The organism is Klenkia marina (assembly GCF_900101025.1).
GTDB lineage: Bacteria > Actinomycetota > Actinomycetes > Mycobacteriales > Geodermatophilaceae > Klenkia > Klenkia marina.
Genome location: NZ_FMUH01000002.1, coordinates 364,676 through 389,086, shown reverse-complemented (window position 1 = coordinate 389,086; position 24,411 = coordinate 364,676). Strand labels below are relative to the sequence as shown.

18 protein-coding genes are annotated in these 24,411 nt (G+C 74.4%); 12 read left to right on the top strand and 6 right to left on the bottom strand.

Going from position 1 to position 24,411, the window contains the following annotated elements:
* The first annotated feature begins 46 nt into the window (after positions 1-46).
* The gene (locus tag BLP29_RS07050; protein ID WP_243469756.1) at positions 47-928 is read left to right on the top strand and encodes a YihY/virulence factor BrkB family protein; all 882 of its coding nucleotides are present in this window, start codon (positions 47-49) and stop codon (positions 926-928) included.
* On the opposite strand, the gene BLP29_RS07045 is transcribed toward BLP29_RS07050, so the two are convergent.
* The gene (locus tag BLP29_RS07045; RefSeq protein WP_243469755.1) at positions 831-2,003 is read right to left on the bottom strand and encodes a GAF domain-containing protein; all 1,173 of its coding nucleotides are present in this window, start codon (positions 2,001-2,003) and stop codon (positions 831-833) included. The genes BLP29_RS07050 and BLP29_RS07045 overlap by 98 nt on opposite strands.
* 123 nt (positions 2,004-2,126) lie before the next feature.
* Between BLP29_RS07045 and BLP29_RS07040 the strand changes: the two genes are divergently transcribed.
* Both BLP29_RS07040 and BLP29_RS07035 read left to right on the top strand, forming a co-directional pair.
* Complete coding sequence (locus tag BLP29_RS07040; RefSeq protein WP_092801768.1) at positions 2,127-3,941, top strand: NAD(P)/FAD-dependent oxidoreductase; 1,815 nt, start codon at positions 2,127-2,129, stop codon at positions 3,939-3,941.
* 9 nt (positions 3,942-3,950) lie between these two features.
* Positions 3,951-5,003: a 2,3-butanediol dehydrogenase gene (locus BLP29_RS07035; RefSeq protein ID WP_092801765.1), complete on the top strand. Its 1,053-nt coding sequence runs from the start codon at positions 3,951-3,953 to the stop codon at positions 5,001-5,003.
* A gap of 69 nt (positions 5,004-5,072) precedes the next feature.
* Here the strand turns inward: BLP29_RS07035 and BLP29_RS07030 are convergent, their stop codons facing one another.
* The gene (locus BLP29_RS07030; RefSeq protein ID WP_092801762.1) at positions 5,073-7,385 is read right to left on the bottom strand and encodes a penicillin-binding protein; all 2,313 of its coding nucleotides are present in this window, start codon (positions 7,383-7,385) and stop codon (positions 5,073-5,075) included.
* Between the two features lie 186 nt (positions 7,386-7,571).
* Here BLP29_RS07030 and BLP29_RS07025 point away from each other — a divergent pair, with 186 nt between their 5' ends.
* From BLP29_RS07025 to BLP29_RS07010, 4 genes are read left to right on the top strand one after another with little or no spacing between them, the layout of a single operon-like run.
* Positions 7,572-9,011 (top strand): xanthine dehydrogenase small subunit, encoded by a 1,440-nt coding sequence (locus BLP29_RS07025; RefSeq protein WP_092801759.1) that lies wholly within the window; start codon positions 7,572-7,574, stop codon positions 9,009-9,011.
* On the top strand, positions 9,008-11,419 hold the full coding sequence (gene xdhB / locus BLP29_RS07020; protein WP_133379069.1) for a xanthine dehydrogenase molybdopterin binding subunit: 2,412 nt from the start codon (positions 9,008-9,010) through the stop codon (positions 11,417-11,419). Before BLP29_RS07025 ends, xdhB begins: the two co-directional genes overlap by 4 nt.
* A gap of 16 nt (positions 11,420-11,435) precedes the next feature.
* Positions 11,436-12,233, top strand: coding sequence for a xanthine dehydrogenase accessory protein XdhC (gene xdhC / locus BLP29_RS07015; protein WP_092801756.1), 798 nt, complete (start codon positions 11,436-11,438; stop codon positions 12,231-12,233).
* On the top strand, positions 12,230-13,474 hold the full coding sequence (locus BLP29_RS07010) for a guanine deaminase (protein WP_092801753.1): 1,245 nt from the start codon (positions 12,230-12,232) through the stop codon (positions 13,472-13,474). The genes xdhC and BLP29_RS07010 overlap by 4 nt, the downstream gene beginning before the upstream one ends.
* A 122-nt stretch (positions 13,475-13,596) precedes the next feature.
* Here the strand turns inward: BLP29_RS07010 and BLP29_RS07005 are convergent, their stop codons facing one another.
* Positions 13,597-14,451: a PPK2 family polyphosphate kinase gene (locus tag BLP29_RS07005; protein WP_092801750.1), complete on the bottom strand. Its 855-nt coding sequence runs from the start codon at positions 14,449-14,451 to the stop codon at positions 13,597-13,599.
* Between the two features lie 35 nt (positions 14,452-14,486).
* The gene (locus BLP29_RS07000; RefSeq protein WP_243469754.1) at positions 14,487-16,442 is read right to left on the bottom strand and encodes a HelD family protein; all 1,956 of its coding nucleotides are present in this window, start codon (positions 16,440-16,442) and stop codon (positions 14,487-14,489) included.
* 96 nt (positions 16,443-16,538) lie between these two features.
* Here BLP29_RS07000 and BLP29_RS06995 point away from each other — a divergent pair, with 96 nt between their 5' ends.
* Both BLP29_RS06995 and BLP29_RS06990 read left to right on the top strand, forming a co-directional pair.
* Entirely contained in the window at positions 16,539-17,264 is a 726-nt protein-coding gene (locus tag BLP29_RS06995) for a hypothetical protein (protein ID WP_092801746.1), read from the top strand.
* A 113-nt stretch (positions 17,265-17,377) separates the two neighbouring features.
* A complete protein-coding gene (locus BLP29_RS06990) occupies positions 17,378-18,157 on the top strand; it encodes a GAF and ANTAR domain-containing protein (RefSeq protein ID WP_092801743.1) in 780 nt (259 codons plus the stop codon).
* 4 nt (positions 18,158-18,161) lie between these two features.
* Here the strand turns inward: BLP29_RS06990 and BLP29_RS06985 are convergent, their stop codons facing one another.
* Both BLP29_RS06985 and BLP29_RS06980 read right to left on the bottom strand, forming a co-directional pair.
* Positions 18,162-18,746: a TetR/AcrR family transcriptional regulator gene (locus tag BLP29_RS06985; RefSeq protein ID WP_092801740.1), complete on the bottom strand. Its 585-nt coding sequence runs from the start codon at positions 18,744-18,746 to the stop codon at positions 18,162-18,164.
* A gap of 122 nt (positions 18,747-18,868) precedes the next feature.
* Complete coding sequence (locus BLP29_RS06980; RefSeq protein ID WP_243469753.1) at positions 18,869-19,720, bottom strand: 3-hydroxybutyryl-CoA dehydrogenase; 852 nt, start codon at positions 19,718-19,720, stop codon at positions 18,869-18,871.
* A gap of 353 nt (positions 19,721-20,073) precedes the next feature.
* Here BLP29_RS06980 and BLP29_RS06975 point away from each other — a divergent pair, with 353 nt between their 5' ends.
* The 3 genes from BLP29_RS06975 to BLP29_RS06965 all read left to right on the top strand — a co-directional run bounded on the left by BLP29_RS06975 (position 20,074) and on the right by BLP29_RS06965 (position 24,404).
* Positions 20,074-20,571 (top strand): FBP domain-containing protein, encoded by a 498-nt coding sequence (locus BLP29_RS06975; RefSeq protein ID WP_092801737.1) that lies wholly within the window; start codon positions 20,074-20,076, stop codon positions 20,569-20,571.
* 72 nt (positions 20,572-20,643) lie between these two features.
* Positions 20,644-23,844: a fused isobutyryl-CoA mutase/GTPase IcmF gene (icmF, locus tag BLP29_RS06970; protein WP_092801734.1), complete on the top strand. Its 3,201-nt coding sequence runs from the start codon at positions 20,644-20,646 to the stop codon at positions 23,842-23,844.
* A 71-nt stretch (positions 23,845-23,915) separates the two neighbouring features.
* The gene (locus tag BLP29_RS06965; RefSeq protein ID WP_243469752.1) at positions 23,916-24,404 is read left to right on the top strand and encodes a MarR family winged helix-turn-helix transcriptional regulator; all 489 of its coding nucleotides are present in this window, start codon (positions 23,916-23,918) and stop codon (positions 24,402-24,404) included.
* The last annotated feature ends 7 nt before the right edge of the window (positions 24,405-24,411 follow it).

The window sequence follows — 24,411 nt, the reverse complement described above, 5'->3', positions numbered from 1 at the left end:
CGGGTTCGGACGGCGGGGCGGGCCGCGGGGTGGTGGAGTGGGTCCGGTGATCCGTTGGCGTGCCGAGACCCGGTTCATCCTGGGCTCGGTGCGGCGCGGGATGCGCGGGCGCGACCTGTCGCTCATCGCCGCGGGGCTCACCTTCTACGCGGGGATCTCCGTCGTCCCGCTGCTGCTGCTGGCCTTCGCGCTGACCTCGCTGATCACCTCGCCCGAGACCGTGCGGGGGTACCTCGAGACCCTCGGTGGCGTGCTGCCCGACCAGCTGGGCGCCCCCGACGCGCTGGCCGAGCTCGCCGACGCCGGCACCACGATGACCCTGCTCGGCGGCCTGCTGGCCCTGCTGCCGATGACCTTCTGGGGCGAGGGGCTGCGCCGGGCGCTGCTGCGCTTCACCGACCGCGAGGACACCTACACCGGGTGGCGGGGCCGGCTGGCCGTCGTCCCGTTGCTGGTGGTCGCCCCGTTCCTGCTGCTGGCCGTGCTCATGGTGGTGCCCGTGCTGGCCGACCTGCAGGCCACCGGCGGGTTCTGGGCCGGCGTCGCGCTGGTGGCGGTCGGCTTCTACTCCGTGCTGTTCGCGCTCGCCGGACCGCTGGTGTGGGGGTTCCGGGTGGTCGCGGCCGGTGAGCTGGGCTGGCGGGCCATCGGCGTCGGGGCGTTCTTCACCGCGGCGTCGCTGGCGGGCTTCCTGCAGGGGTTCGTGCTGTTCCTGCGGCTGCCGCTGTCGATCGGGGCGCCCTTCGGCGGGCTCGACGTCGTCGGCGGCGTGGTGGCGCTCGGGCTGTGGCTGTTCCTGCTGCACCTGGTGGTGATCGCCGGCTGGCTGCTCACCCAGGCCCTGGACGAGCGGCTCGGGCGCGCAGCACCGCCGGCGCGACCGACCCGGGCAGCAACGGCCCCACCGGCCACCGGACCTCGAGGGTGACCCCCTCGGCCAGCCGGTAGGGACGGGTCGCCAGCAGCGGGCCCACGGCGCGCCGCAACCGGGACACCTCGGCGCGCACGGTGACCGTGCGCGAGGGGTCGGCGAACAGGTCCTCGGCCAGCTCGGCCGCCGTCCGTCCCCCGGGCGCCCCGGCGACCGCCAGCAGGATCTCGGCGTGCCGCAGGCCCAGGACGTCGGTCCAGCTGCCCGACCCCGCGCTCACCTGCAGGCGCGGGCGGTCCCCGGACAGGTCGAGGACGGCGTGCGTGGCCACGCCGGCGCCGTCCTCGTCGTCGACCCGCACCAGCCACCCACCGGGCACCGGTTCCACCCGGCACGGGCCCAGACCGGCGAGGACGGGCCGCCCCCCGCCGTCCAGGTCCGCGGGCAGCGCCACCCGGGCCGGTCCGGTGAACCCGGTGACGGCGGCCGTCGTCCCGTCGGGGGCGAGCACCAGGGCCCGGCCGTCGAGCCGGGCCAGCAGCGGGCCCGCGAGCCGGCGCAGCTGCTCCAGCGTGCGGTCGTGCGCGGCCCGCACCTCGTGCTCGGCCAGCGCCGCGACCGCCGACACCAGCGCCAGCGCGCCGGGGTGGGCGGTGCGGGCCGGACCGGAGAGGTCGACGACGCCGAGCAGCCCGCCGCCCACCGGGTCCCGCAGCGGGGCGGCCGCGCAGGTCCACTGCTGGTGGCCGTCGACGTAGTGCTCGCCGCCGTGCACGCCCACCGGGGTGCCCAGCACGAGGCAGGTGCCGATGGCGTTGGTGCCCACCGCCGGCTCGTCCCAGGCCGCGCCGGGCACGAAGCCCAGGCCGTCGGCCCGGCGGCGCACCTCGGGCGCCCCGCCCTGCCACAGCACCCGGCCGTCGGTGCCGGTCACCACGACCAGCTGGCCGCAGGCCCGGGCGACGGGTTCGAGCCGCTCGCGCAGCACCGGGATCATCGGCGCCAGCGGGCCGGCGACCACCCGGCGGGCCACCTCCGCGTCGGGCAGCACGGCGGGTGCGGGGCCGCCGCCGGGGTCGACCCCGGCCGCGGCGACCCGCCGCCACGACGCGTCGATCAGGGGCCGGGGCACACCCCCAGCCTGTGACCTGGACCACGATCCGCGCAACCCTCTGCAACCCTGCCGCAGCGTGCGCGGCGGGTGTCGCATGGAGCTCGGGACGGCGACGAGGCCGCCCCGCGAGGAGGCATCCGCATGACCCAGACCCTGGAACGGCCCACCGACACCCCGGCGGGCCGCGTCGCCATCTGGCTCGAGCAGTTCCAGGCCGCGCTGACCGCCCGGGACGTCGACGCCGCCGTCGAGCTGTTCGCCCCCACCTGCTTCTGGCGGGACCTGATCGCCTTCACCTGGAACATCACCACCGCCGAGGGGCACGACCAGGTGCGCGCCCGGCTCACCGAGGTGCTCGACCGGGTCGACCCGACCGGGTTCCGGGTCACCGAGGGCGAGGAGCCCACCGGCGCCGACGGCGTCGACGAGGCGTGGATCCACTTCGAGACCGCGGTGGGCCGCGGACGCGGGCACCTGCGGCTCCAGGACGGCAAGGCCTGGACCTTGCTCACCACGCTCTACGAGCTGATCGGCCACGAGGAGAAGGCCGGGCGCGACCGCCCGATGGGCGCCGAGCACGGCGCGAACAAGGAGCGGCAGACCTGGCTGGAGCGCCGGGACGCCGAGGCCGCCGAGCTCGGGTACACGCGCCAGCCGTACGTGCTGGTCATCGGCGGCGGGCAGGGCGGCATCGCCCTCGGGGCGAGGCTGCGGCAGGTCGACGTCCCCACGGTCGTCGTGGACGCCCACTCCCGGCCCGGCGACCAGTGGCGCAGCCGCTACAAGTCCCTCTGCCTGCACGACCCGGTCTGGTACGACCACCTGCCCTACCTGCCGTTCCCGGAGAACTGGCCGGTGTTCGCGCCGAAGGACAAGATCGGCGACTGGCTCGAGATGTACGTGAAGGTCATGGAGCTGAACTACTGGAGCTCCACGACGGTCGAGTCCGCGCACTTCGACGAGGCGGCCGGGACGTGGACCGTCGAGCTGACCCGGGACGGCGAGCGCCTGACGCTGCACCCGACCCAGCTGGTGTTCGCCACCGGCATGAGCGGCAAGGCCCGCATGCCGAGCTTCCCCGGGATGGACCGCTTCCGCGGCGAGCAGCAGCACAGCTCGCAGCACCCCGGCCCGGAGCAGTACCGCGGGAAGAAGGTGGTCGTGGTCGGGTCGAACAACTCGGCGCACGACATCTGCGCGGCGCTGTGGGAGCACGGCGCCGACGTCACGATGGTGCAGCGCAGCTCGACGCACATCGTCACCAGCCGCTCGCTCATGGGCACGATGGAGGGCCTGTACTCCGAGAGCGCCGTGGCGGGCGGGATGACCACGCACAAGGCCGACCTGACCTTCGCCTCGCTGCCCTACCGGATCATGGGCGAGTTCCAGAAGCCGCTCTACGACCAGATCCGCATCGACGACGCCGAGTTCTACGCCCGCCTGGAGAAGGCCGGCTTCCAGCTCGACTTCGGCGACGACGACTCGGGCCTTTTCCTCAAGTACCTGCGCCGGGGCTCGGGCTACTACATCGACGTGGGGGCCTCCGAGCTCATCGCGAACGGGTCGGTGAAGCTGGTCGGTGGCCAGGTGCGCGAGCTGACCGAGGACGCCGTCGTGCTGGAGGACGGCACCGAGCTGCCCGCCGACCTGGTGGTCTACGCGACCGGCTACGACTCTATGAACGGCTGGATCGCCGACCTCGTCGACGCCGAGACCGCCGACCGGGTGGGCAAGGTCTGGGGCCTGGGCTCGGACACCACCAAGGACCCGGGCCCGTGGGAGGGCGAGCAGCGCAACATGTGGAAGCCCACCGCCGTCCCGCAGCTGTGGATGCACGGGGGCAACCTGCACCAGTCCCGGCACTACTCCCTCTACCTGGCCCTGCAGCTCAAGGCCCGGTACGAGGGCATCCCGACGCCGGTGAGCGAGCCGGCCGCCGTCCACCACACGAGCTGAGGAGGGGTCATGCGAGCAGCACGCTGGCACGGCCGGGAGGACATCCGGGTCGAGGACATCGCGGCTCCGCAGCTGCAGCCCGGGCACGTGGCGATCGACGTCGCCTGGTGCGGCATCTGCGGCAGCGACCTGCACGAGTACCTGGAGGGGCCGATCTTCATCCCCTCGGGCGCCCCGCACCCGGTGTCGGGCGAGCAGGCCCCGCTCACGATGGGCCACGAGTTCTCCGGCACCGTCGCCGAGCTGGGCGAGGGGGTCACCGACCTGGCCGTGGGCGACTCCGTCGTGGTGGAGCCCTACGTGATCGCCGACGGCGTCGACACCTCGCCCGGGCAGAGCTACCAGCTGTCGGAGGACATGAACTTCATCGGGCTGGGCGGGCGTGGCGGCGGGCTGAGCCAGCGGGTCGTCGTCGCCCGGCGGTGGGTGCACCCGGTCGGCGACATCCCGCTGGACCAGGCGGCGCTGATCGAGCCGCTGGCGGTCGGGTACCACGCCTACCGGCGCAGCGGGGCCGGCGCGGGGGACGTCGCGCTGATCGGCGGGGCGGGCCCGATCGGGTTGCTGCTGGCCGCCGTCCTCACCGCCGAGGGCCTCACCGTGGTGGTGACCGAGATGAGCGCCGCCCGCAAGGCCAAGGCGCTGGAGACCGGGGTGGCCGCGCACGTGCTCGACCCCACCGAGGGGTCGGTGGCCGACCGGGTGCGGGAGCTGACCGGCGGGCGGGGTGCCGACGTCGCGTTCGAGTGCTCGAGCGTGGACGCCGTCCTCGACACGCTCCTGGACGGCGTCAGGCCCGGCGGCGTGGTGGTCAACGTGTCCATCTGGGGGCACAAGCCGGCCGTGGACCTGCAGAAGCTGGTGCTCAAGGAGATCGACCTGCGCGGCACCATCGCCTACGCCGGCGACCACCCGGCGACGATCGAGCTGGTGCGCAGCGGCAAGGTCGACCTGGCGCCGTTCATCACCGCGCGGATCGACCTCGCCGACCTGGTCGACCAAGGGTTCGAGGCGCTGATCCACCGCAACGACACCCAGGTCAAGATCCTCGTCCACCCCTGACCCGTCGACTGCACGACTGCGGTGGTCTCCGCGCCCTGGAGACCACCGCAGTCGTGCGCTCGGCGGCGGTCAGCCGACGGGTTGGCCCGGGATGGACGGCGGGCCGCCCGGTGGGCCCGGTGGGGCGGGAGCGGGCGCCGGGGCTGGGGCGGGGGCGGGGGCGGGCGCGGTGTAGGCCGAGCCGTTGCTGACCCGGATGGTGACCACCTGGCCCACCACGGCCCGGCCACCGGCGGGCGGGCTGGTGCCCAGCAGCGCGCCGGCCGGCCGGTCGCCGTCGACCGTCACCGTCTGCGGCACGAACCCGGCGCCGGCCAGCGCCGAGCGGCAGGCCGACACCGATCCGCACCCGGGCACCGGGAGGGTGTTGCCGTTGACCACCGACGGATCGGCCGGCGGGAACTCACCGCTGCCCCGGGCCTCCAGGATCGGCGCCATCGCCGCCCGCCAGATGGTGGCCGGCTTGTTGCCACCGAACCCGCCGACGTCCTGGTTCTGCTTGGGGTTGAGCACCATGACGCTGGCGGTGATCTCGGGGGTGTAGCCGACGAAGGCCGCCGAGTAGTTGTCCTGCGAGGTGCCGGTCTTGCCGGCGATCTGGTGGCCGGGCACGTAGGCCCGCGAGCCGGTCTGGCCCGGGTTCCCGGGCTCGACGTCGCGGCGCAGGATCTGGTTCATCGTGGTGGCCACCCCCGACGGGATCGCCTCGGGCGTGCACTGGTCGCCGCGGACGATCGGCTGGCCGTCGGCACCGGTCACGGGCTGGCCGAACCGGTCGAGCACCGCGGTGACCGGGGTGACCAGGCATCGGGTGCCGCCGGCGGCGAAGGTCGAGTAGGCACTGGCGAGCGCGAGCGGGCTGGTCTCCTCGGCGCCGAAGGTGAACGAGCCACGGTTCTCGTCGATGATCTGCTGCGCGAGGCCGGGCCGGCTGAACTGGAACAGCCCGGCCGCCTCGGCCATCCGCACCGGTTCCTCGACGCTGCCCAGGGCGTCCTCCAGCGCGAGGAAGTAGGTGTTGGAGGACTGGTACAGCGCGGTGGCCAGGTCGAGCGTGGGCGAGTAGCGGCCGGCGTTGCGCACGTCGTAGGGCTCGGAACCGTCGCGGTAGACGCGGGAGACGTAGGGGTCGCTGGTCGTGAGCGTGTAGTACTGCGAGTACTGCCGGGCCAGCGCAGCAGCGGCGGTGAACACCTTGTACGTGGACCCGGAGCCCTGGCTGGCGGCCACGTTGAGGTTGTAGGACTCCTGCGCCGGGTCGGTGACGTCGTAGCCGAACACCCGGTTGACGCTCATCGCCAGCAGGTGCCCGGTGCCGGGCTGGACGGCGGTGAACAGCCCGGCGAGCGAGTCGCCCATCGGCAGGGTCTCCAGCACCGCGGCGTCGCCGGCCCGCTGCAGGTCGGGGTCCAGCGTCGTCTGGATGGTCAGGCCGTCGTGCTCGAGCTGGTCCTGGGTGAGGCCCAGGGTCTGGGTCAGGTAGCGCTGCACGTAGTCGCAGACGAAAGGGCCGACCGAGGCCTGCACGCACCCCCGCGGCGGCGGCGCGCCCAGCGCCAGCACGATCGGCTCGGCCTGCGCGGCGGCCGCGTCGGCGGCCGACACCGTGCCCAGCTCGGCCATGCGGTCGAGCACCTGGTCGCGCCGGGTGGTGGCCGCCTCCGGGTTGACCGTGGGGTCGTCGTTGGTGGGGCTCTGGGCCAGCCCGGCGAGCATCGCGGCCTGCGGGAGGGTGAGGTCGGCGGCGTCGACGGAGAAGTAGATGCGCGCCGCGGCCTGCACGCCGTAGGCGTTCTGGCCGAAGTACACGATGTTGAGGTAGCGGGTGAGGATCTCGTCCTTGCTGTAGGTCTGCTCCAGCGCCAGGGCCAGGCGGGCCTCGCGCAGCTTGCGGTCGAGGGTCTGCTCGGTGGCGGCGGCGGCCTCCTCAGGGGTCTCCGCGGTCTGCAGCAGCGTCTGCTTGACCAGCTGCTGGGTCAGCGTCGACCCGCCCTCGCGCACGTCGCCGGCCACGACGTTGGTCACCGCGGCGCGCAGCGTGCCCTGCACGTCGAGCCCGTTGTGCGTGTAGAACCGGGCGTCCTCGATCGCGACCATCGCCTGCTTCATGACCTCGGCGATGCGGTCGGCCGCGACCGGGGCCCGGTTCTCGTCGTAGAAGCCGGTGATGACCTCGCCGTTCGCGGCCAGCAGCACCGTGTTGCCCGGCGGGGTGCGGTCGGTGAGCTCCACCGGCAGGGCGTCGAGCAGGGACGCCGAGTTGCGCGCGGTGACGCCCAGCCCGCCGACCACGGGGAACAGGACGGCGGCCACCAGCACCCCGGCCAGCACGACGGCGCCCAGCAACTGGGCGAGCGTGCCGATCCGCCGGGCGACGCTCATGCCGCACCCTTCCTCGCAGGTCACAGGGGTTCCACAGAACCAGAGGACGTCGACGTTCCACAACAACCCGATCGTGGCCCGTTGCCCGGCGTGACGGCGCGGGCGCATCCTGGCCGAGACCTGACCGCAACCTGCGGCAGGCAGTCTGGGGCGCCCACCCCCCGTCCGACGAGGAGCGCCGCCGTCGTGCCGATCCCCAGCATCACCGTGAACGGCGCGACCGTGCCGCTCGAGGGCACCGCGCCGCACACGACGGCGCTGGACTGGCTGCGGGAGAACGGCCTGGTCGGGGCCAAGGAGGGCTGCGCCGAGGGTGAGTGCGGCGCCTGCTCGGTGCTGGTCGCCCGCCCCGGCACGAGCACCCCCACCCGCTGGACGGCGCTGAACGCCTGCCTGCTGCCGGTGCTGGCGCTCGACGGCCAGGAGGTCGTCACCGCCGAGGGCCTGGGCACCCCCGCCGACCTGCACCCCGTGCAGCACGAGATGGCGGTGCGCGGCGGCTCGCAGTGCGGCTACTGCACCCCGGGCTTCGTCTGCTCGATGGCCGCGGAGTTCTACCGCCCGGACCGCGCGGTCGCCGCCCCCGTCGAGGTGGTGGCCACCACGGAGGACGAGGACCGTTCCCCCGAGCACGGCCCGAACGGCTTCGACCTGCACGCCCTCTCCGGCAACCTGTGCCGCTGCACCGGCTACCGGCCGATCCGGGACGCCGCCTACGCCCTGGGCACCCCGGCCGACGGCGACCCGCTGGCCACCCGGCAGGCCGAGCCCGCCCCGGCGCCGGCGCGCACCGCCGTCCCCGGGTTCGTCCGGCCGGCCACGCTGGCCGAGGCGCTGCAGGTGCTCGCCGGGCAGCCCGACGCGGTGGTGGTCGCCGGGTCCACCGACCACGGGGTCGAGGTGAACCTGCGCGGACTGCGTGCGCCGCACGTGGTGGCCGTCGACCGGCTGCCCGAGCTGCGCGGGGTCTCGGTGGCCGACGACGTCGTCGAGATCGGCGCCGCGGTCACCCTCAGCGAGGTGGCGCAGCGGCTCGACGGCGCCGTCCCCCTGCTGGACCTGCTGCTCCCCCAGTTCGCCTCGGTGCTGATCCGCAACGGGGCCACCCTGGGCGGCAACCTGGGCACCGGCTCCCCCATCGGCGACACCGCCCCCGGCCTGCTGGCGCTGGACGCCTCGCTGGTGCTGGTCTCGGCCGCCGGCGAGCGCGAAGTGCCGCTCGCCGACTACTTCACCGGCTACCGGCGCAGCGTCCGGACGGCGGGCGAGCTGATCCGCGCCGTCCGCATCCCGCAGCCGCAGCCCGGGCTGGTCGGGTTCGCCAAGATCGCCAAACGGCGGTTCGACGACATCTCCAGCGTCGCCGTCGCCTTCGGCCTCGATGTGGAGGACGGCGTCGTCACCCGCGCCCGCATCGGGCTGGGCGGGGTCGCGGCGACCCCGATCCGGGCGCTGGCCACCGAGGAGGCCCTGGTCGGGCGCCCGTGGCCGGACGTCGCCGCGGCGGCCGAGGTGCTGGCCACCGAGGGCACGCCGCTCGACGACCACCGGGCCAGCGCCGCCTACCGCCGGGCGATGCTGCGCCAGGCCCTGCTGAAGTTCGCCGCCTCGGAGGTCCCGGCATGAGCGCGTTGTCCGAACGCCCCGCGGGCGCCGTCGTCGGCACCGCCGTCCCGCACGAGTCCGCCGCCCTGCACGTCACCGGTCAGGCGCTCTACACCGACGACCTGGTCGGCCGCACCAAGGGCGTGCTGCACGCCTGGCCGGTGCAGGTGCTCGAGGTCCACGCCCGGGTCACCGACCTGCGCACCGAGGCCGCACTCGCCGTCCCCGGGGTGGTGCGGGTGCTCACCGCCGCCGACGTGCCCGGGGTGAACGACGCCGGGGTCAAGCACGACGAGCCGCTGTTCCCGACCGAGGTCATGTTCCACGGGCACGCGGTGTGCTGGGTGCTCGGCGAGACGCTGGAGGCCGCCCGGCTGGGCGCGGTCGCCGTCGAGGTCGACACCGAGCCGCTGCCCGCGGTGATCACCCTGCGCGACGCCATCGAGGCCGAGTCGTTCCAGGGCGGGAAGCCCACCCTGCTGCGCGGCGACGTCGAGGAGGCCCTCGCCGGCTCGGCGCACGTGGTCAGCGGCGAGATCGAGTTCGCCGGGCAGGAGCACTTCTACCTCGAGACGCACTGTGCGCTCGCCCAGGTCGACGAGGCCGGGCAGGTGTTCATCCAGTCGAGCACCCAGCACCCCTCGGAGACGCAGGAGATCGTCGCGCACGTGCTGGGCCTGTCCAGCAGCGAGGTCACCGTGCAGTGCCTGCGCATGGGCGGCGGGTTCGGCGGCAAGGAGATGCAGCCGCACGGCCTGGCCGCGATCGCCGCGCTCGGCGCCCGGCTGACCGGCCGGCCCGTGCGGCTGCGGCTCAACCGCGCGCAGGACATCTCGATGACCGGCAAGCGGCACGGCTTCCACGCCCAGTGGCGGGTCGGGTTCGACGACGACGGCCGGCTCACCGCTCTCGACGCCACCCTGACCTCGGACGGCGGCTGGAGCCTCGACCTCTCCGAGCCCGTGCTGGCCCGGGCCCTGTGCCACGTCGACAACGCCTACTGGATCCCGGCCGTGCGGGTGAACGGCCGGGTCGCCCGGACGAACAAGACCTCGCAGACGGCGTTCCGCGGGTTCGGCGGGCCGCAGGGCATGCTGGTGATCGAGGACGTCCTGGGTCGCTGCGCCCCGGCGCTGGGGCTGACCCCGCACGAGCTGCGCCGACGCAACTTCTACGTCGACGGCCAGGAGACGCCCTACGGCCAGCCGGTGCGCCAGGCCAACCGGCTGGCCCGTACGTGGGCCCAGGTGCTGGACACGTCGTCGTTCGACGCCCGGACGGCGGAGATCGACGCCTTCAACGCCCAGTCGCTCCACGTGAAACGGGCGCTGGCCATCACCCCGGTCAAGTTCGGCATCTCCTTCAACTTCACCGCCTTCAACCAGGGCGGGGCGCTGGTGCACGTCTACAAGGACGGCTCGGTGCTCATCACGCACGGCGGCACGGAGATGGGCCAGGGCCTGCACACCAAGATGCTGCAGGTCGCGGCCACCGCCCTCGGCGTCCCGCTGGCCAAGGTGCGGCTGGCCCCCACGCGCACCGACAAGGTGCCCAACACCTCGGCCACCGCGGCGAGCTCGGGTGCCGACCTCAACGGCGGCGCGGTGAAGAACGCCTGCGAGCAGATCCTGGCCCGGCTGGCGCAGGTCGCCGCCGAGCAGCTGCACGTGCCGGCGGCCGACGTCCGGTTCGTCGACGGCCAGGTGCGCGGGCTGGCGCCCGACGGGCCGAGCGTGCCGTGGGACGACGTCGTCCGGCTGGCCTACTTCTCCCGGGTGCAGCTGTGGGCCGCGGGCTTCTACCGGACCGAGGGCCTGCACTGGGACTCCGCGGCCATGCGGGGCGAGCCCTTCAAGTACTTCGCGCTCGGGGTGGCCGCCGCCGAGGTGGAGGTCGACGGCTTCACCGGGGCCTACCGGGTGCGCCGGGTCGACGTGGTGCACGACGTGGGCGACTCGTTGTCGCCGCTGGTCGACCTCGGCCAGGTCGAGGGCGGGTTCGTGCAGGGCCTGGGCTGGCTGACCCTGGAGGACCTCCGCTGGGACCCGACCTCGGGCAAGGTGCTCACCTCGTCGGCGTCGACCTACAAGCTGCCGAGCTTCTCCGAGATGCCCGAGGACTTCCGGGTCTCGCTGCTGGAGGCCGCGCACGAGGAGGGCGCGGTCTACGGCTCGAAGGCGGTCGGCGAGCCCCCGCTCATGCTGGCCTTCTCGGTGCGCGAGGCGCTGCGCCAGGCCGCGGCGGCCTTCGGCCCGGCCGGGCACACCGTGGACCTGGCCTCGCCGGCCACCCCGGAGGCCGTGTACTGGGCGGTCGAGGCCGCCCGATCCGCGGAGGGGGCGCACGTGGTCCCCGGTTCGGTCCCGCCGCCGGCGTCGGCCGGCCCGCCGATCCGCCCGGAGTCCGAGCGCGTGCTGGGCCAGATCTGATGCGGGGAGACCTCTGATGCGCTGGGACCGCGCCGTGCAGGCGCTGCGCGACCGGCGCGAGGCCGGCGTGCTGGTGACCGTGGCGACCGCGCGCGGGCACTCGCCGCGGGAGGCCGGCGCCAAGATGGTCGTCTCCGCGTCGGACCAGTACGGCACGGTCGGCGGCGGCAACCTGGAGGCGGTCGCGGTCGAGCGGGCGCGGGAGCTGCTGGTCTCGGGCGGGGGCACCCAGGTCGTGGAGGTCGCGTTGTCGGACAAGGCGCCCTACCGGCACGGCGTGCAGTGCTGCGGCGGCGAGGTCGGGCTGCTGCTCGAGCCGCTGCCCGTCGTCCCGGCGGTGGCGGTGTTCGGGGTCGGGCACGTGGGCCTCGAGCTGGCCCGCATCCTCGCCCGGCACGACCTCGACCTGCACCTGGTCGACTCCCGGCCCGGGCAGCTGACCGCCGAGCGGCTGGCGGTGCTCGACGACGCCCTCGCCGCCGTGCACGTCCACCAGGTGCCGGTGCTGCCCGAGCTGGTGCTCGCCGAGCTGCCGGTCGGGGCGCACGTGCTGGTGATGACGCACGACCACGCCGAGGACGCCGCGCTGTGCGACGCCGCCCTGCGCACGCCCGGCCTGGCCTCGATCGGCCTGATCGGCTCGGCCGGCAAGTGGGCCCGGTTCCGCCGCACCCTGCTCGCCGACGGTGCCCCGGACCCCGACCGGATCGTCTGCCCGATCGGCCTGCCGGAGCTGGCGGGCAAGGACCCGGCGGTGATCGCGGTGAGCGTGGCGGCGTCCCTGCTGGGCGCGTTCGCGCGCGTCCCCTCGTGACCCTCTACCGCGGCACGTTCCTGGACACCCCGGTCGCGGGGTCGCTGCGGGCGCTGGAGGGAGTGCTGCAGGTCGAGGACGGCGTGGTCGTGGCCCGCGGGCCGGCCGAGGACTTCCCGGCGGCGGACGTCGACCTGCGCGGTGGTGTCGTGCTGCCCGGCCTGGTGGACACCCACGTGCACTTCCCGCAGGTGCGGGCCATCGGCGGGCTGGGCATGCCGCTGCTGGACTGGCTCGACCAGTGCGCCCTGCCCGAGGAGTGCAGGCTCGCCTCGCCCGCCTACGCCGCCGAGGTGGCCGCCGAGTTCGTCGACGGCCTGGCCCGCGCCGGGACCACGACCGCGCTGGTGTTCGGCTCGCACTTCGCCCCGGCGGTCGACGCACTGTTCACCGAGGCCGCGCGGGTCGGGCTGCGGGTGACGTCGGGGCTGGTGGTCAGCGACCGCCTGCTGCCGCCCGAGCTGCTCACGTCGCCCGAGCGGGCTTTGGACGAGGGACGGGCGCTCGCGGAGCGGTGGCACGGGGTGGGCCGGTCGCGGTACGCGGTGACGCCGCGGTTCTCGCTGTCGTGCTCGCCGGCGCTGCTGGAGTCGTGCGCATCGCTGCTCGCCGAGGTGGACGGTGCGTTCTTCACCTCGCACGTGAACGAGAACCTGGCCGAGGTGGCTGCGGTCGCGCAGCTGCACGGCGGCTACGTGGACAGCTACGACCGGTTCGGCTTGCTGAGCGGGGCGTCGGTGCTGGCCCACGACGTGCACCCGACCGACGCGGAGCTCGCCGTCCTGGCGGCGCGCGGGACGACGGTGGCGCACTGCCCGACGTCGAACGCGGCGCTGGGCAGCGGGCTGTTCCCGCTGCGCCGGCACCGGGCGGCCGGGGTGCGGGTGGCGCTGGGCTCGGACGTCGGCGCCGGCACCGGGTTCTGCCTGCTCAAGGAGGGGTTGCAGGCCTACTTCGGCCAGCGCCTGCTCGGCGACGAGGGCGAGCCGCTGACCCCGGCGGACCTGCTGCACCTGGCCACCGCCACCGGCGCCGAGGCCCTGGGCCTGCCGGACGTCGGTCACCTGTCGGTCGGGATGCGCTTCGACGCCGTCTGGGTGCGCCCGCAGCCCGGCTGCACGCTGGACGTCGCCCTGCGCACCGCCGCCGACCCCGACGCCGCCCTGGCCAAGGTCTTCGCCCTCGCTGGCCCGCCCGACCTGGCCGGGGTGTGGATCGACGGGCAGCGCATCCGCGGCTGAGCCTCGGGGGTCGGAGCCCGATGGGCGTTGATCATGCACATCGGCAACACCGCCACGCCGCTGGACGGCGCGTCACCGTTGCCCTTCTGCATGATCAACAGCGGAGGTGGCGGGGCGCCGCGTCAGTCGGCTTCGTCGATCAGGCGATCGCGCTGGGCGGCCACGTCGTAGTCGGCGGCCGGGAAGCGGGGCGCCAGGTCGGTGACGGCCTCCTGCAGCAACCGCCCGACCGCCCAGTTGCGGTACCACTTGCGGTCGGCGGGGACGACGTACCAGGGGTTGGCCTGCGTCGACGTGCGCTCGATCGCGATCTCGTAGGCGCGCTGGTAGTCGTCCCACAGGGCGCGCTCGTCGACGTCGCCGGGGTTGAACTTCCAGCGCTTGGTCGAGTCGTCGAGCCGGGCCAGCAGCCGCTGCTTCTGCTCCCACCTCGACACGTGCAGCATGCACTTCACGATCGTGACGCCGGCGGCGGCGAGCTGGTCCTCGAACCGCACGATCTCCTTGTACCGCCGCTCGATGACCGCGGGGGTGGCCAACTCGCGCACCCGGCCGATGAGCACGTCCTCGTAGTGCGAGCGGTCGAAGACGCCGATCATCCCCGCCCCGGGCACCGCCCGGCGCACCCGCCAGAGAAAACCGTGCCGCAGCTCCTCCGGCGACGGCTTCTTGAAGCTGGTGATGGTGACGCCCTGCGGGTTCACCGCGCCCGCCACGGCCTTGATCACACCGCCCTTGCCGCTGGTGTCCATCCCCTGCAGCACGAGCAGGACCCGCCGATCACCCCCCGAGATGCCCTCGGCGTACAGCTTCTCCTGCAGCGTGGACAGCTCGGCCCCGTCTGCGGTCATCTGCAGCTTCGTGGCGTCCTTGTCACCGGGTGCCGACGGGGTCGACCGAGGGTCGACGTCGGCCAACGACACCTCCCCGGCCGGTGCCCGGAGGACCTCGCGCAGGGACGTCGTCGACTTGGCCATGATCGAGACCCTAGTTCGACCCACCGGCTCAGGCCTCAGCCGGCGAGCAGCTCCGGCAGCGGTTCGCGGTGCAGCACGGCCAGGCTGCTCACGGCCCGGGTCAGCGCGACGTACAGCCGGTGCAGGCCGCGTGCCTCCGCGGCCACGATCGCGGCCGGCTCGACCACCACCACGTGGTCGAACTCGAGCCCCTTCACCAGCGTCGCGGGGACGACGGCGACGGGCGCGGGCTCGCCGCCGTCGTCGGCCAGCGCAGCGGCGTCGACCCCCTCGGCGTCCAGCGCTGCCACCAGCTCCTCGACGGAGGCGTCGGCGCACACGACGCCCACCGAGCCGGGGCCGGCGCCCCGCACCACCTCGGCCAGCACCGGGCCCAGCACCGAGACCGGGCGCAGCCGCAGCGACCCCGGCTCCGAGCGGACCGCGGTGGCCGGTGCCAGCCCGGGCACCAGCACTGGCAGCAGCCGGTTGGCGAACTCCAGGACCTCCGCCGGCACGCGGTAGCCGGTGGTCAGCGGGCGCACGACGGCGTCGGGCCGGCCGAGTGCGGCGAGGGTGGTCGACCAGTCGGCCACCGACCACGGGCTGGTGGCCTGCGCCAGGTCACCGAGCACGGTCAACGAGCCCGCGCCCACGCGGCGGGCGACCGCCCGGCACTGCATGGGTGAGAGGTCCTGCGCCTCGTCGACCACCACGTGCCCGTAGCCGGGCAGCCTCTCCAGCAGCCCGGCCACCTCGTCGACGAGGACCGCATCGGCCGCCGTCCACCGGGTGGCCCGCACCGACCGGCCCGGTGCCCGCCGGAGCAGGTCCTGCTCCTCGGCGGTCAGCAGGGACCCGGCCACCGACGGGTCGGCGAGCACCGACGCGACCAGCGCGGCGGCGTCCACCGCGGGCCAGTGCTCGTCGCAGAAGGCGCGCACCTCGGCCGAGCGGGCGCAGCGCCGCGTGTCGGCGTCCGACGGGCTGCCCCCGGCCTCCTCCTTCTGCCGGCGGGCATCCTCGGCCAGCGACAGCGCGAGCCGCTGGCGGCCCGCGCCGTAGGAGATGTCGGCGCGGCGCAGGTCGTCGACGTACCGGCGCAGCCGCTCCTCGGGGATCCGGTAGCGGCGTCCCGACAGCGGCACCTGCACCGAGTCGCGCGGCTTGGTCACCCCGCGCCACAGCGCCCGGTGCAGGACGTCGGCCAGGCGCGGGTCGCCCTTGAGCACGGCGACGTCGTCGGGGTCCTCGGCCCGCACCGGCACCCGGCCGGTCAGGTCGGCGACGGTGGCCTGGTCGACCTCCACCTCGCCGAGTGCGGGCAGCACCTGCTCGATGTAGCGCAGGAAGGCCCGGTTCGGCCCGACGACCAGCACCCCGGTGCGGCCCAGCTGCTCGCCGTGCGTGTAGAGCAGGTAGGCGGCGCGGTGCAGCCCGACGGCGGTCTTGCCGGTGCCCGGAGCGCCCTGCACGCAGATCGACGCGGCCAGCGGCGCGCGCACGATGTCGTCCTGGTCGGGCTGGATCGTGGCCACGATGTCGCGCATCGGGCCCGAACGGGGCCGCTCGATCTCGTCGCGCAGCAGCTCCGACGGGCGGTCGTCGGCGGTCAGCGACTCGTCCTCGTAGGAGGTGAGCTCGCCGTCGGCGAAGCCGAACCGACGGCGGCGCTGCAGGCCCTGCGGGTCGGCCGCGCTGGCCTGGTAGAACGGCCGGCTCATCGGGGCGCGCCAGTCGATCACCACCGGATCGCCGGCGGCGTCGCGCACGTGCCGGCGGCCGATGTGGAAGGTCTCGTCGGCGGTGTCGGTGCGGCCGAAGAAGGGCGGCGCGCCGGGGTCGGCGGCCAGCGACCGGAGCCGCTCGGCGCGGGCAGCGCCCAGGCGTTCGGAGGCCCAGGCATCGACACCGGCGTCGGCGGTGGCGGCGGTGGCCGCACGCATGCCGGTCAGGCAGCGGGCGGCGAGCGCGAGGTGTGCGCGTTCGGCGGTGAGGACGGCGTCGGGCACGGTCGGAGCACGTTACGCCTTCTGGCTGCGCCGTCCAGCGGTTTCCGTGCGCACCGCCGCCGAGCGGATCGGCGGGCCGGCGCGCACCATGGGTCGGTGGACGACGCTGCGGGGAGGTTCGCGGCGGCGCTGACCGCGCTTGAGCTGGGGTCGCCGGACCCCGCCCTCCTCCCCGAGCGGCTGGCCCGCGCCTGCGCAGCCGCGCTCCCCGTCGACGGGGCCGGCCTGACCTGCACGTTCAGCGCCGACCGCCGGTTGCCCATCGGGTCCAGCGACGCCGAGGCCGCGGCAGCGGAGCGGCTGCAGTTCACCGTGGGCGAGGGGCCCTGCCTCACCGCGCACGTCGAGCAGCGGACGGTGGCCACGGCCGGCGACGAGATGGCCGCACGCTGGCCGGTCTACGCCGCCGAGCTCGCCCTGCGCACCCGCTACCGGGGCGTGGTGTCCGCCCCGGTGCCCGGCGCGCTCAGCCGCACGGCGGCGGTCAACGTCTTCCTGCGCCGCGCCGAGGACGTCGCAGCCGTCGACGAGGCCGACCTCCTCGCGGTGGCGGCCGCGATGGGGGCCGCTCTGGGGGACGACCTCGCCGGGAGCGCCGGGCGCCCTCTCGGCATGCCGGCGTGGCTGGACGGCGAGCCGGTCGCCGACCGGCAACAGGTGTGGCGCGCGGTCGGGTTCCTGGTGGGCCGGGACGGCGGCTCCGCGGGTGCCGCCATCGCCCGGCTGCGGGCCCGCGCCTTCACCCTCGGGCGCGACCTCGAGTCCGTGGCCGCCGCGGTCCTGGCCGGGGAGGAACCCTCGGCGCCCTCGTCCGGTCGATAGGGTGGACGGCGGTCGGGCGTCCCCGCCGGCCTGCGCCGAAACCCGCGGCGTGCGTCCGCTCCGACCCGGAGCGGCACCTGGCGACCCGTTCGCCGGGGACAGGTGGGGAGCCGATGGGCCCAGACCTCCCGCACGGCGCCGGCGAGCACCCGGCCAGGTCCGACGCCGCCGTGGACGCCGCGGTCGCTGCCCTGCACCGCCTCTTCCTCGCCGACCACTCCGTGCCCTCGGTGCTGCAGCGGGTGGTCGAGCTGGCCGCCGCCGTGCTGCCCGGCGTGGCCGAGGCCTCGATCACCATCCTGCAGGCCGCCGGCGACGGGGCCACGGTGGCGTCGTCCGGGGTGATGGCCTACGAGCTCGACGAGACGCAGTACCGCAGCGGCGACGGTCCGTGCCTCAGCGCGGCCGAGGCGGGGGACGGCCCGGTCCTGCTGGCCGACACGGCCGAGGAGGTCCGGTGGCCGGCCTTCGTGCGGCATGCCCGTGAACTCGGGGCCGGCAGCGTGCTGTCGGTGCCGGTCGAGCTGCCGCGCAGCCCCGAGGAACGCGCCCAGCACCGCCGTCGCGTGCGGGCCGCGCTCAACCTCTACGCCACCACCCCCGGCGCCTTCGACGACGTCGCGGTGCGCGCCTGCCAGCGCTACACGGACGGGGCGGCCACCGCGGTGGCCAACATGCGCGCCCTGGCCGCCAGCCGGGCCACGGTCGACGGTCTGCGCGAGGCCATCGAGGCGCGCCTGGTCATCGAGCAGGCGAAGGGCATGGTCATGGCCCGCCTGCACTGCACCGCCGACGAGGCCTTCGAGGTGCTGTCGCGGAACTCGCAGCAGACCCGCCGCAAGCTGCGCGACCTCGCCGTCGACGTCGTCGCCGGGCGCGCCCACCCGAGCTGACGGGTCAGCCCCCGGGCCGGCCGAGCAGGGGGTCCAGCACCTCCCGGGCGAGGCCGTCGGCATGGGCCGGGGACACCGGACCCCGCACGAGACGGCCGACCAGCAGGGCGCGCAGCACCTGGGCCACCCGCGATGCGCGGGCGGGGTCGACCGGCCCCCGGCGGGCCAGCAGGGTCGTGGCCAGCTCCGTCAGCGGGGTGTCGACCGCGCCGACGAACGCCTCCGCCAGCGCGGCGTGGTGCCGGTGGGCGCCGACGAGCGACGCCGCGGCCCGCTCGGGCAGGCTGAGGGGGGCCGACCACCCTGCGGCGAGCGCAGCCAGGTCGTCGACGGTGGCGGCCGCGCCCTGCGCCGGCTTCGCGAGGTCGGCGGTGCGGACGACGTCGGCGGCCAGGTCGAGGAGGTCGGGCCACCGCCGGTGCACGGCGGACTTCCCCGCCCCGGCCGCACGCGCCAGGCGGTCGGCGTTCAGCGCCTGCAGTCCACCCTCGGCCAGCAGGCGACGGGCCGTGGCGAGCAGGCGAGGTCGGAGTGTGGGGTCCGGTGGCCGCCCGCGACGGGGCGCGCTCCGGTCGGTCAGCTCGTCCATGGGGACCCAGCTCCTCGACGGGCCCGCGGGCCCGGCGCGCACCTGCGCGACTGGCACCCGGTGCTGGGTGACGAGGTGGAGGCTAGAACGCGTTCCGGTACTCGGCAACTCCGCCGCGCCGACTACCTTGAGTAGGGGAAGAAGCCGCGCCCGGTCTTCCGACCCAGCAGGCCGGCGTCGACCATGCGCAGCAGCAGCGGCGGCGGGGCGTACAGGGGCTCCTTGAACTCCTCGTACATCGACTGCGCGACGGCCGCGGTGGTGTCCAGACCGATCAGGTCGGCCAGCGCCAGCGGGCCCTGCGGGTGCGCGCAGCCCTGCACCATGCCGGCGTCGATGTCCTCGGCCGAGGCGAAACCGCTCTCCATCATCCGGATCGCGCTGAGCAGGTACGGGATGAGCAGGGCGTTGACGATGAACCCGGCGCGGTCCTTGGACCGGATGGTCGTCTTGCCCAGCTGGTCCTCGGCGAACGCGGTCACCGCGGCGAGGGTCTCGTCGCTGGTCAGCAGGCTGGCCACGACCTCGACCAGCGGCAGCACGGGTGCGGGGTTGAAGAAGTGGACGCCGACGACCTTGTCCGGTCGCTTCGTGACGCTGGCCATCTTCACCAGCGGGATCGACGAGGTGTTCGACGCCAGGATCGCGTCGGTCGGCAGGATCTCGTCGAGCCTGCGGAACAGGTCCAGCTTCAGCGCCTCGACCTCGGGCGCGGCCTCGATCACCAGGTCGGCGTGCACGGCCCCCTCGAGCGACGTGGCGACCTCCACCCGGGCGAACGCGGCGTCGGCGTCCTCGGCGGAGATCCGGCCGGAGGACGCAGCGCGCTGCAGGCTCTTCTCGAGCCGGGCGCGGAACCGCTCGGCACCGTCCTCGTCGGCCTCCACCACGACGACGTCGCACCCCGCCCGGGCGCTGACCTCGGCGATGCCGGCCCCCATCTGCCCGCCACCGATGACTGCGATCCGCTGCACTGCCACTCCTCGCTCGACGTGAGCCACCCACGGTGCCACACCGCCCGGCACCCACGACTCCATGATCACCCCAGGTCCACCGTGGCCTCACGTCCGACGAGGCAGCAACCCACCCGGGGTGATCAGCGGCAGAAGGGTGGACCCCGGGCGTAGCGTCGGGGCCGACCGAGCGGTACGTGTGCGGGGGGACCCGCGGGGAGGCAGGTGGCCGCGATGGCCTGGTCGACCCCGAGCCGGACCCGCGTCCGGCTCCGCTGACCCGCGCGATCCACGGCCGCCGAGCGGCCGGTGCGGCGGCGTGCCCGGGACGGGACGACGCATCCCCCACCCCTCCTCCCGCACCGGAGTCAGCTGTGCACGCCCTCACCGAGAAGCAGATCCGTTCCTCCTTCGTCAACGCCTCCCGCCGCGAGGTCGCCGACGCCGTCCTGCCCGACCTGGCCACCCAGCCGTGGGAGCACCTGGAGATGCTGGGCTGGCGCGACCCCAAGGCCCCGCTGCGCGCCTACGTCGTCCTCGAGCTCGACCGCGGGCCCGTCGGCATCCTGCTGCGCGCCCCCGAGCCCGGCGGGCGGCGGAAGAAGGCCATGTGCGCCTGGTGCCGCGACCTGCTCACGGTGCGGGCGGGCCTGTTCGTCGCCCGCCGGGGCGGCGCGTCCGGGCGGGCCGGCAACACCCTCGGCGTGCTGCTGTGCGACGACTTGTCCTGCTCGACCAACGTGCGGCGGCCCCCGACCAGCAGCGAGGCCGGCGACGGCATCGAGGCGATCGCCGACCAGGTCGTCGCCGAGCGCATCGAGGCGCTACGGGCCCGGTCGGCCGCGTTCGCCGCACAGGTCGTCGGCGAGTAGATCTGTGGACGTCCAAGCAATCTCCGCGTAGGTTGCTTGGACGTCCACGTACCCAGCGCCGGAGGACCTCTCGTGACCGACCTGCACGTGCCCGTGAACCCCGTCCGGTTCGTCACCGCCGCGAGCCTGTTCGACGGGCACGACGCCGCGATCAACGTCATGCGGCGGCTGCTGCAGAGCCAGGGCGCGGAGGTCGTCCACCTCGGGCACGACCGCAGCGTGGCCACCGTCGTCCGGGCGGCGCTGGAGGAGGACGCGCAGGGCATCGCGCTGAGCTCCTACCAGGGCGGGCACGTCGAGTACTTCAGCTACCTGAAGGAGGAGCTCGAGCGGCACGGCGCCGGCCACGTGCAGGTGTTCGGCGGGGGCGGCGGCGTCATCGTCCCCGAGGAGATCGCGCTGCTGCGCTCGCGCGGGGTGCGCATCTTCGCCCCCGAGGACGGCCAGCGCCTCGGCCTGCCCGGCATGATCAACGAGCTGATCGCGGCCTGCGACGTCGACCTGACCACCGACGGCCCGGACGTCGGGGCCCTGCTCACCGGCGACCCGGCGGCCCTGGCCCGCGCGATCACCGTGCTGGAGGCCGGCGCCGACCCCGAGCTCGCCGAGCGGGTCACCCGCGAGGCGGCGCAGCGGCACGTGCCGGTCCTGGGCATCACCGGCACCGGCGGGTCGGGCAAGTCCTCGCTCACCGACGAGCTGCTCCGCCGGCTGCGGCTGGACCAGGAGGACAAGCTGCGCATCGCCGTCCTGGCGGTCGACCCCTCGCGCCGCCGCGGCGGTGGCGCCCTGCTCGGCGACCGGATCCGGATGAACGCGCTGGAGACCGGGGACCGCGGGTCCACCTTCTTCCGCTCGCTGGCCACCCGCACCGCGGGCGCCCAGGTGCCCGAGCACCTCGACCACGTCATCGCCGCCACGAAGGCCGCCGGCTTCGACCTCGTCGTCGTCGAGACCCCGGGCATCGGGCAGGGCGACGCGGCGATCCTGCCGTTCTCCGACGTCTCGCTGTACGTGATGACGCCGGAGTTCGGCGCCGCGTCGCAGCTGGAGAAGATCGACATGCTCGACTTCGCCGACGTCGTCGCGGTGAACAAGTACGAGCGCCGCGGCGCCGAGGACGCCCGCCGCGACGTCGCCCGCCAGCTCGTGCGCAACCGCGAGGCGTTCGGGCAGAGCTGGGAGACCATGCCGGTCTTCGGGACGTCGGCGGCCCGGTTCAACGACGACGGCGTCACCGCCCTGTTCCAGGAGCTGAAGCGGCTGCTCGCCGAGAAGGGCCTCCCGCTGGCCACCGGCGTGCTGCCCACCGTCGACGTGATGGCCTCCACCGGGCTGACCAGCGTCGTCCCGTCGTCCCGGGCCCGGTACCTGGCCGACGTCGCCGACACCGTGCGCGGCTACCACCGCACCACGGCCGAGCAGGCCGCCCTCGCCCGGGACGTGCAGCACCTGGGGACGGCGGCCGAGCTCCTGTCCGGCGATGCAGCCGACGCCGCCCGGGCCCGCGCCGCCGAGATCGACCTGCTGCCCGACACCGTGCACCTGCTCGAGGGCTGGCCCCAGCTGGTCGAGGACTACTCGGGCGACACCTACACCTACACCGTCCGGGGCAAGGAGATCGCCGTCCCGCTGACCCGCGAGACGCTGTCGGGCAACCAGGTGCGGCGGGTGTCGCTGCCGCGCACCGAGGACCACGGCCAGCTCGTCGGCTGGCTGCGCTCGGAGAACGTGCCCGGCCGGTTCCCCTACACCGCCGGCGTCTTCCCGTTCAAGCGCGACGGCGAGGCCCCGGCCCGCATGTTCGCCGGCGAGGGCGATGCCTTCCGCACCAACCGCCGCTTCCAGCTGCTCAGCGAGGGCCAGCCCGCGACCCGGCTGTCGACCGCGTTCGACTCGGTCACCCTCTACGGCCGCGACCCCGACCCCCGCCCCGACGTCTACGGCAAGGTCGGCACCTCCGGCGTCTCGATCGCGACGCTGGAGGACATGAAGGCGCTCTACGACGGCTTCGACCTGTGCTCGCCCACCACGTCGGTGTCGATGACCATCAACGGCCCGGCGCCGGCGATCCTCGCGATGTTCCTCAACACCGCGGTCGACCAGCGGCTGGCCGCCCACCCCGACTCCGACCCCGACGAGGTGCGCGCCTGGGTGCTGGCCAACGTCCGCGGCACCGTGCAGGCCGACATCCTCAAGGAGGACCAGGGCCAGAACACCTGCATCTTCTCCACGGAGTTCGCGCTGCGCTGCATGGCCGACATCCAGGAGTGGTTCATCGCCGAGAAGGTGCGCAACTTCTACTCGGTCTCGATCTCGGGCTACCACATCGCCGAGGCCGGGGCGAACCCCATCAGCCAGCTCGCCTTCACCCTGGCCAACGGGTTCACCTACGTCGAGGCCTACCTGGCCCGCGGCATGTCGATCGACGACTTCGCGCCCAACCTGAGCTTCTTCTTCTCCAACGGCATGGACGCCGAGTACACCGTCATCGGCCGGGTCGCCCGCCGCATCTGGGCGGTGGCGATGAAGGAGCGCTACGGCGCCAACCCGCGCGCCCAGCAGCTGAAGTACCACGTGCAGACCTCCGGCCGGTCGCTGCACGCGCAGGAGATGGACTTCAACGACATCCGCACCTCGCTGCAGGCGCTGTGCGCGATCTACGACAACGCCAACTCGCTGCACACCAACGCCTACGACGAGGCCGTGACCACGCCCTCGGCGCACTCGGTCCGCCGGGCGCTGGCCATCCAGATGATCATCGACCAGGAGTGGGGCCTGGCGATGAACGAGAACCCGCTGCAGGGCTCGTTCGTCGTTGACGAGCTCACCGACCTGGTCGAGGAGGCCGTGCTGGCCGAGTTCGACCGGATCGCCGAGCGCGGCGGCGTGCTGGGCGCCATGGAGACCGGCTACCAGCGCGGCCGGATCCAGGACGAGTCGATGCTCTACGAGCACCGCAAGCACGACGGCTCGCTGCCCATCGTCGGCGTGAACACCTTCCTCGACCCGCACGCGGCCGAGGAGGAGCCGCAGACCGTCGAGCTGGCCCGGGCCACCGAGGACGAGAAGCAGTCGCAGCTCGCCCGGCTGGCCGACTTCCACGCCCGGCACGCCGCCGAGGCCCCGGCCGCGCTGTCCGCGCTGCAGGAGGCCGCCATGCACGGCGGCAACGTCTTCGCCGCGCTGATGGACGCCGTCCGGGTGTGCTCGCTCGGCCAGATCAGCGACGCCTTCTTCGAGGTCGGCGGCCAGTACCGGCGCAACGTCTGATGCGCGACGGCACCAGCGGCCAGCCCGGGGCGGAGGCTCGCCGCGAGCTTGCTCGTGGTGAGGAGCCCCGTGTGCTTGATCCGATCGCGGAGGCCGGGCGGCAGTGGTCGGCCCGGGGATGGGACGACGCCACCCCCGGGATGCTCGCGGTCACCTCGATCATGCGGGCGCAGGCGATCGTGCAGGCCCGGGTGGACGCCGTGCTGCGCCCGCTCGGGCTGACCTTCGCCCGCTACGAGCTGCTCCAGCTGCTGTCGTTCACCCGCGAGGGCTCGCTGCCCATGACCAAGGCCGGCGCGCTGCTGCAGGTGCACCCGGCGTCGGTCACCAACGCGGCGCAGCGGCTGGAGGCGGCCGAGCTGGTGGCGCGCCGGCCGTCGCCGTCCGACGGCCGGGTGGTGGTCGTCTCCATCACCGACGAAGGACGGCGGGTGGCCGCCAAGGCCACCGACGCCCTGAACGCCGAGGTCTTCACCCGCCCCGGCCTGGCCCCCGACCGCGTGCAGGACCTGATCGCCGTGCTCCGCGAGCTCCGTGCCGACGCCGGGGACATCCAGTGACCGCTCA

Bases quoted from the DNA above. Each gene is read 5' to 3' on its own strand.
- BLP29_RS07040 (WP_092801768.1), top strand. From the start codon at position 2,127: ATGACCCAGACCCTGGAACGGCCCACCGACACCCCGGCGGGCCGCGTC.
- BLP29_RS07035 (WP_092801765.1), top strand. From the start codon at position 3,951: ATGCGAGCAGCACGCTGGCACGGCCGGGAGGACATCCGGGTCGAGGAC.
- BLP29_RS07030 (WP_092801762.1), bottom strand. From the start codon at position 7,385: ATGAGCGTCGCCCGGCGGATCGGCACGCTCGCCCAGTTGCTGGGCGCC.
- xdhB (WP_133379069.1), top strand. From the start codon at position 9,008: ATGAGCGCGTTGTCCGAACGCCCCGCGGGCGCCGTCGTCGGCACCGCC.
- xdhC (WP_092801756.1), top strand. From the start codon at position 11,436: ATGCGCTGGGACCGCGCCGTGCAGGCGCTGCGCGACCGGCGCGAGGCC.
- BLP29_RS07005 (WP_092801750.1), bottom strand. From the start codon at position 14,451: ATGGCCAAGTCGACGACGTCCCTGCGCGAGGTCCTCCGGGCACCGGCC.
- BLP29_RS06990 (WP_092801743.1), top strand. From the start codon at position 17,378: ATGGGCCCAGACCTCCCGCACGGCGCCGGCGAGCACCCGGCCAGGTCC.
- BLP29_RS06985 (WP_092801740.1), bottom strand. From the start codon at position 18,746: ATGGACGAGCTGACCGACCGGAGCGCGCCCCGTCGCGGGCGGCCACCG.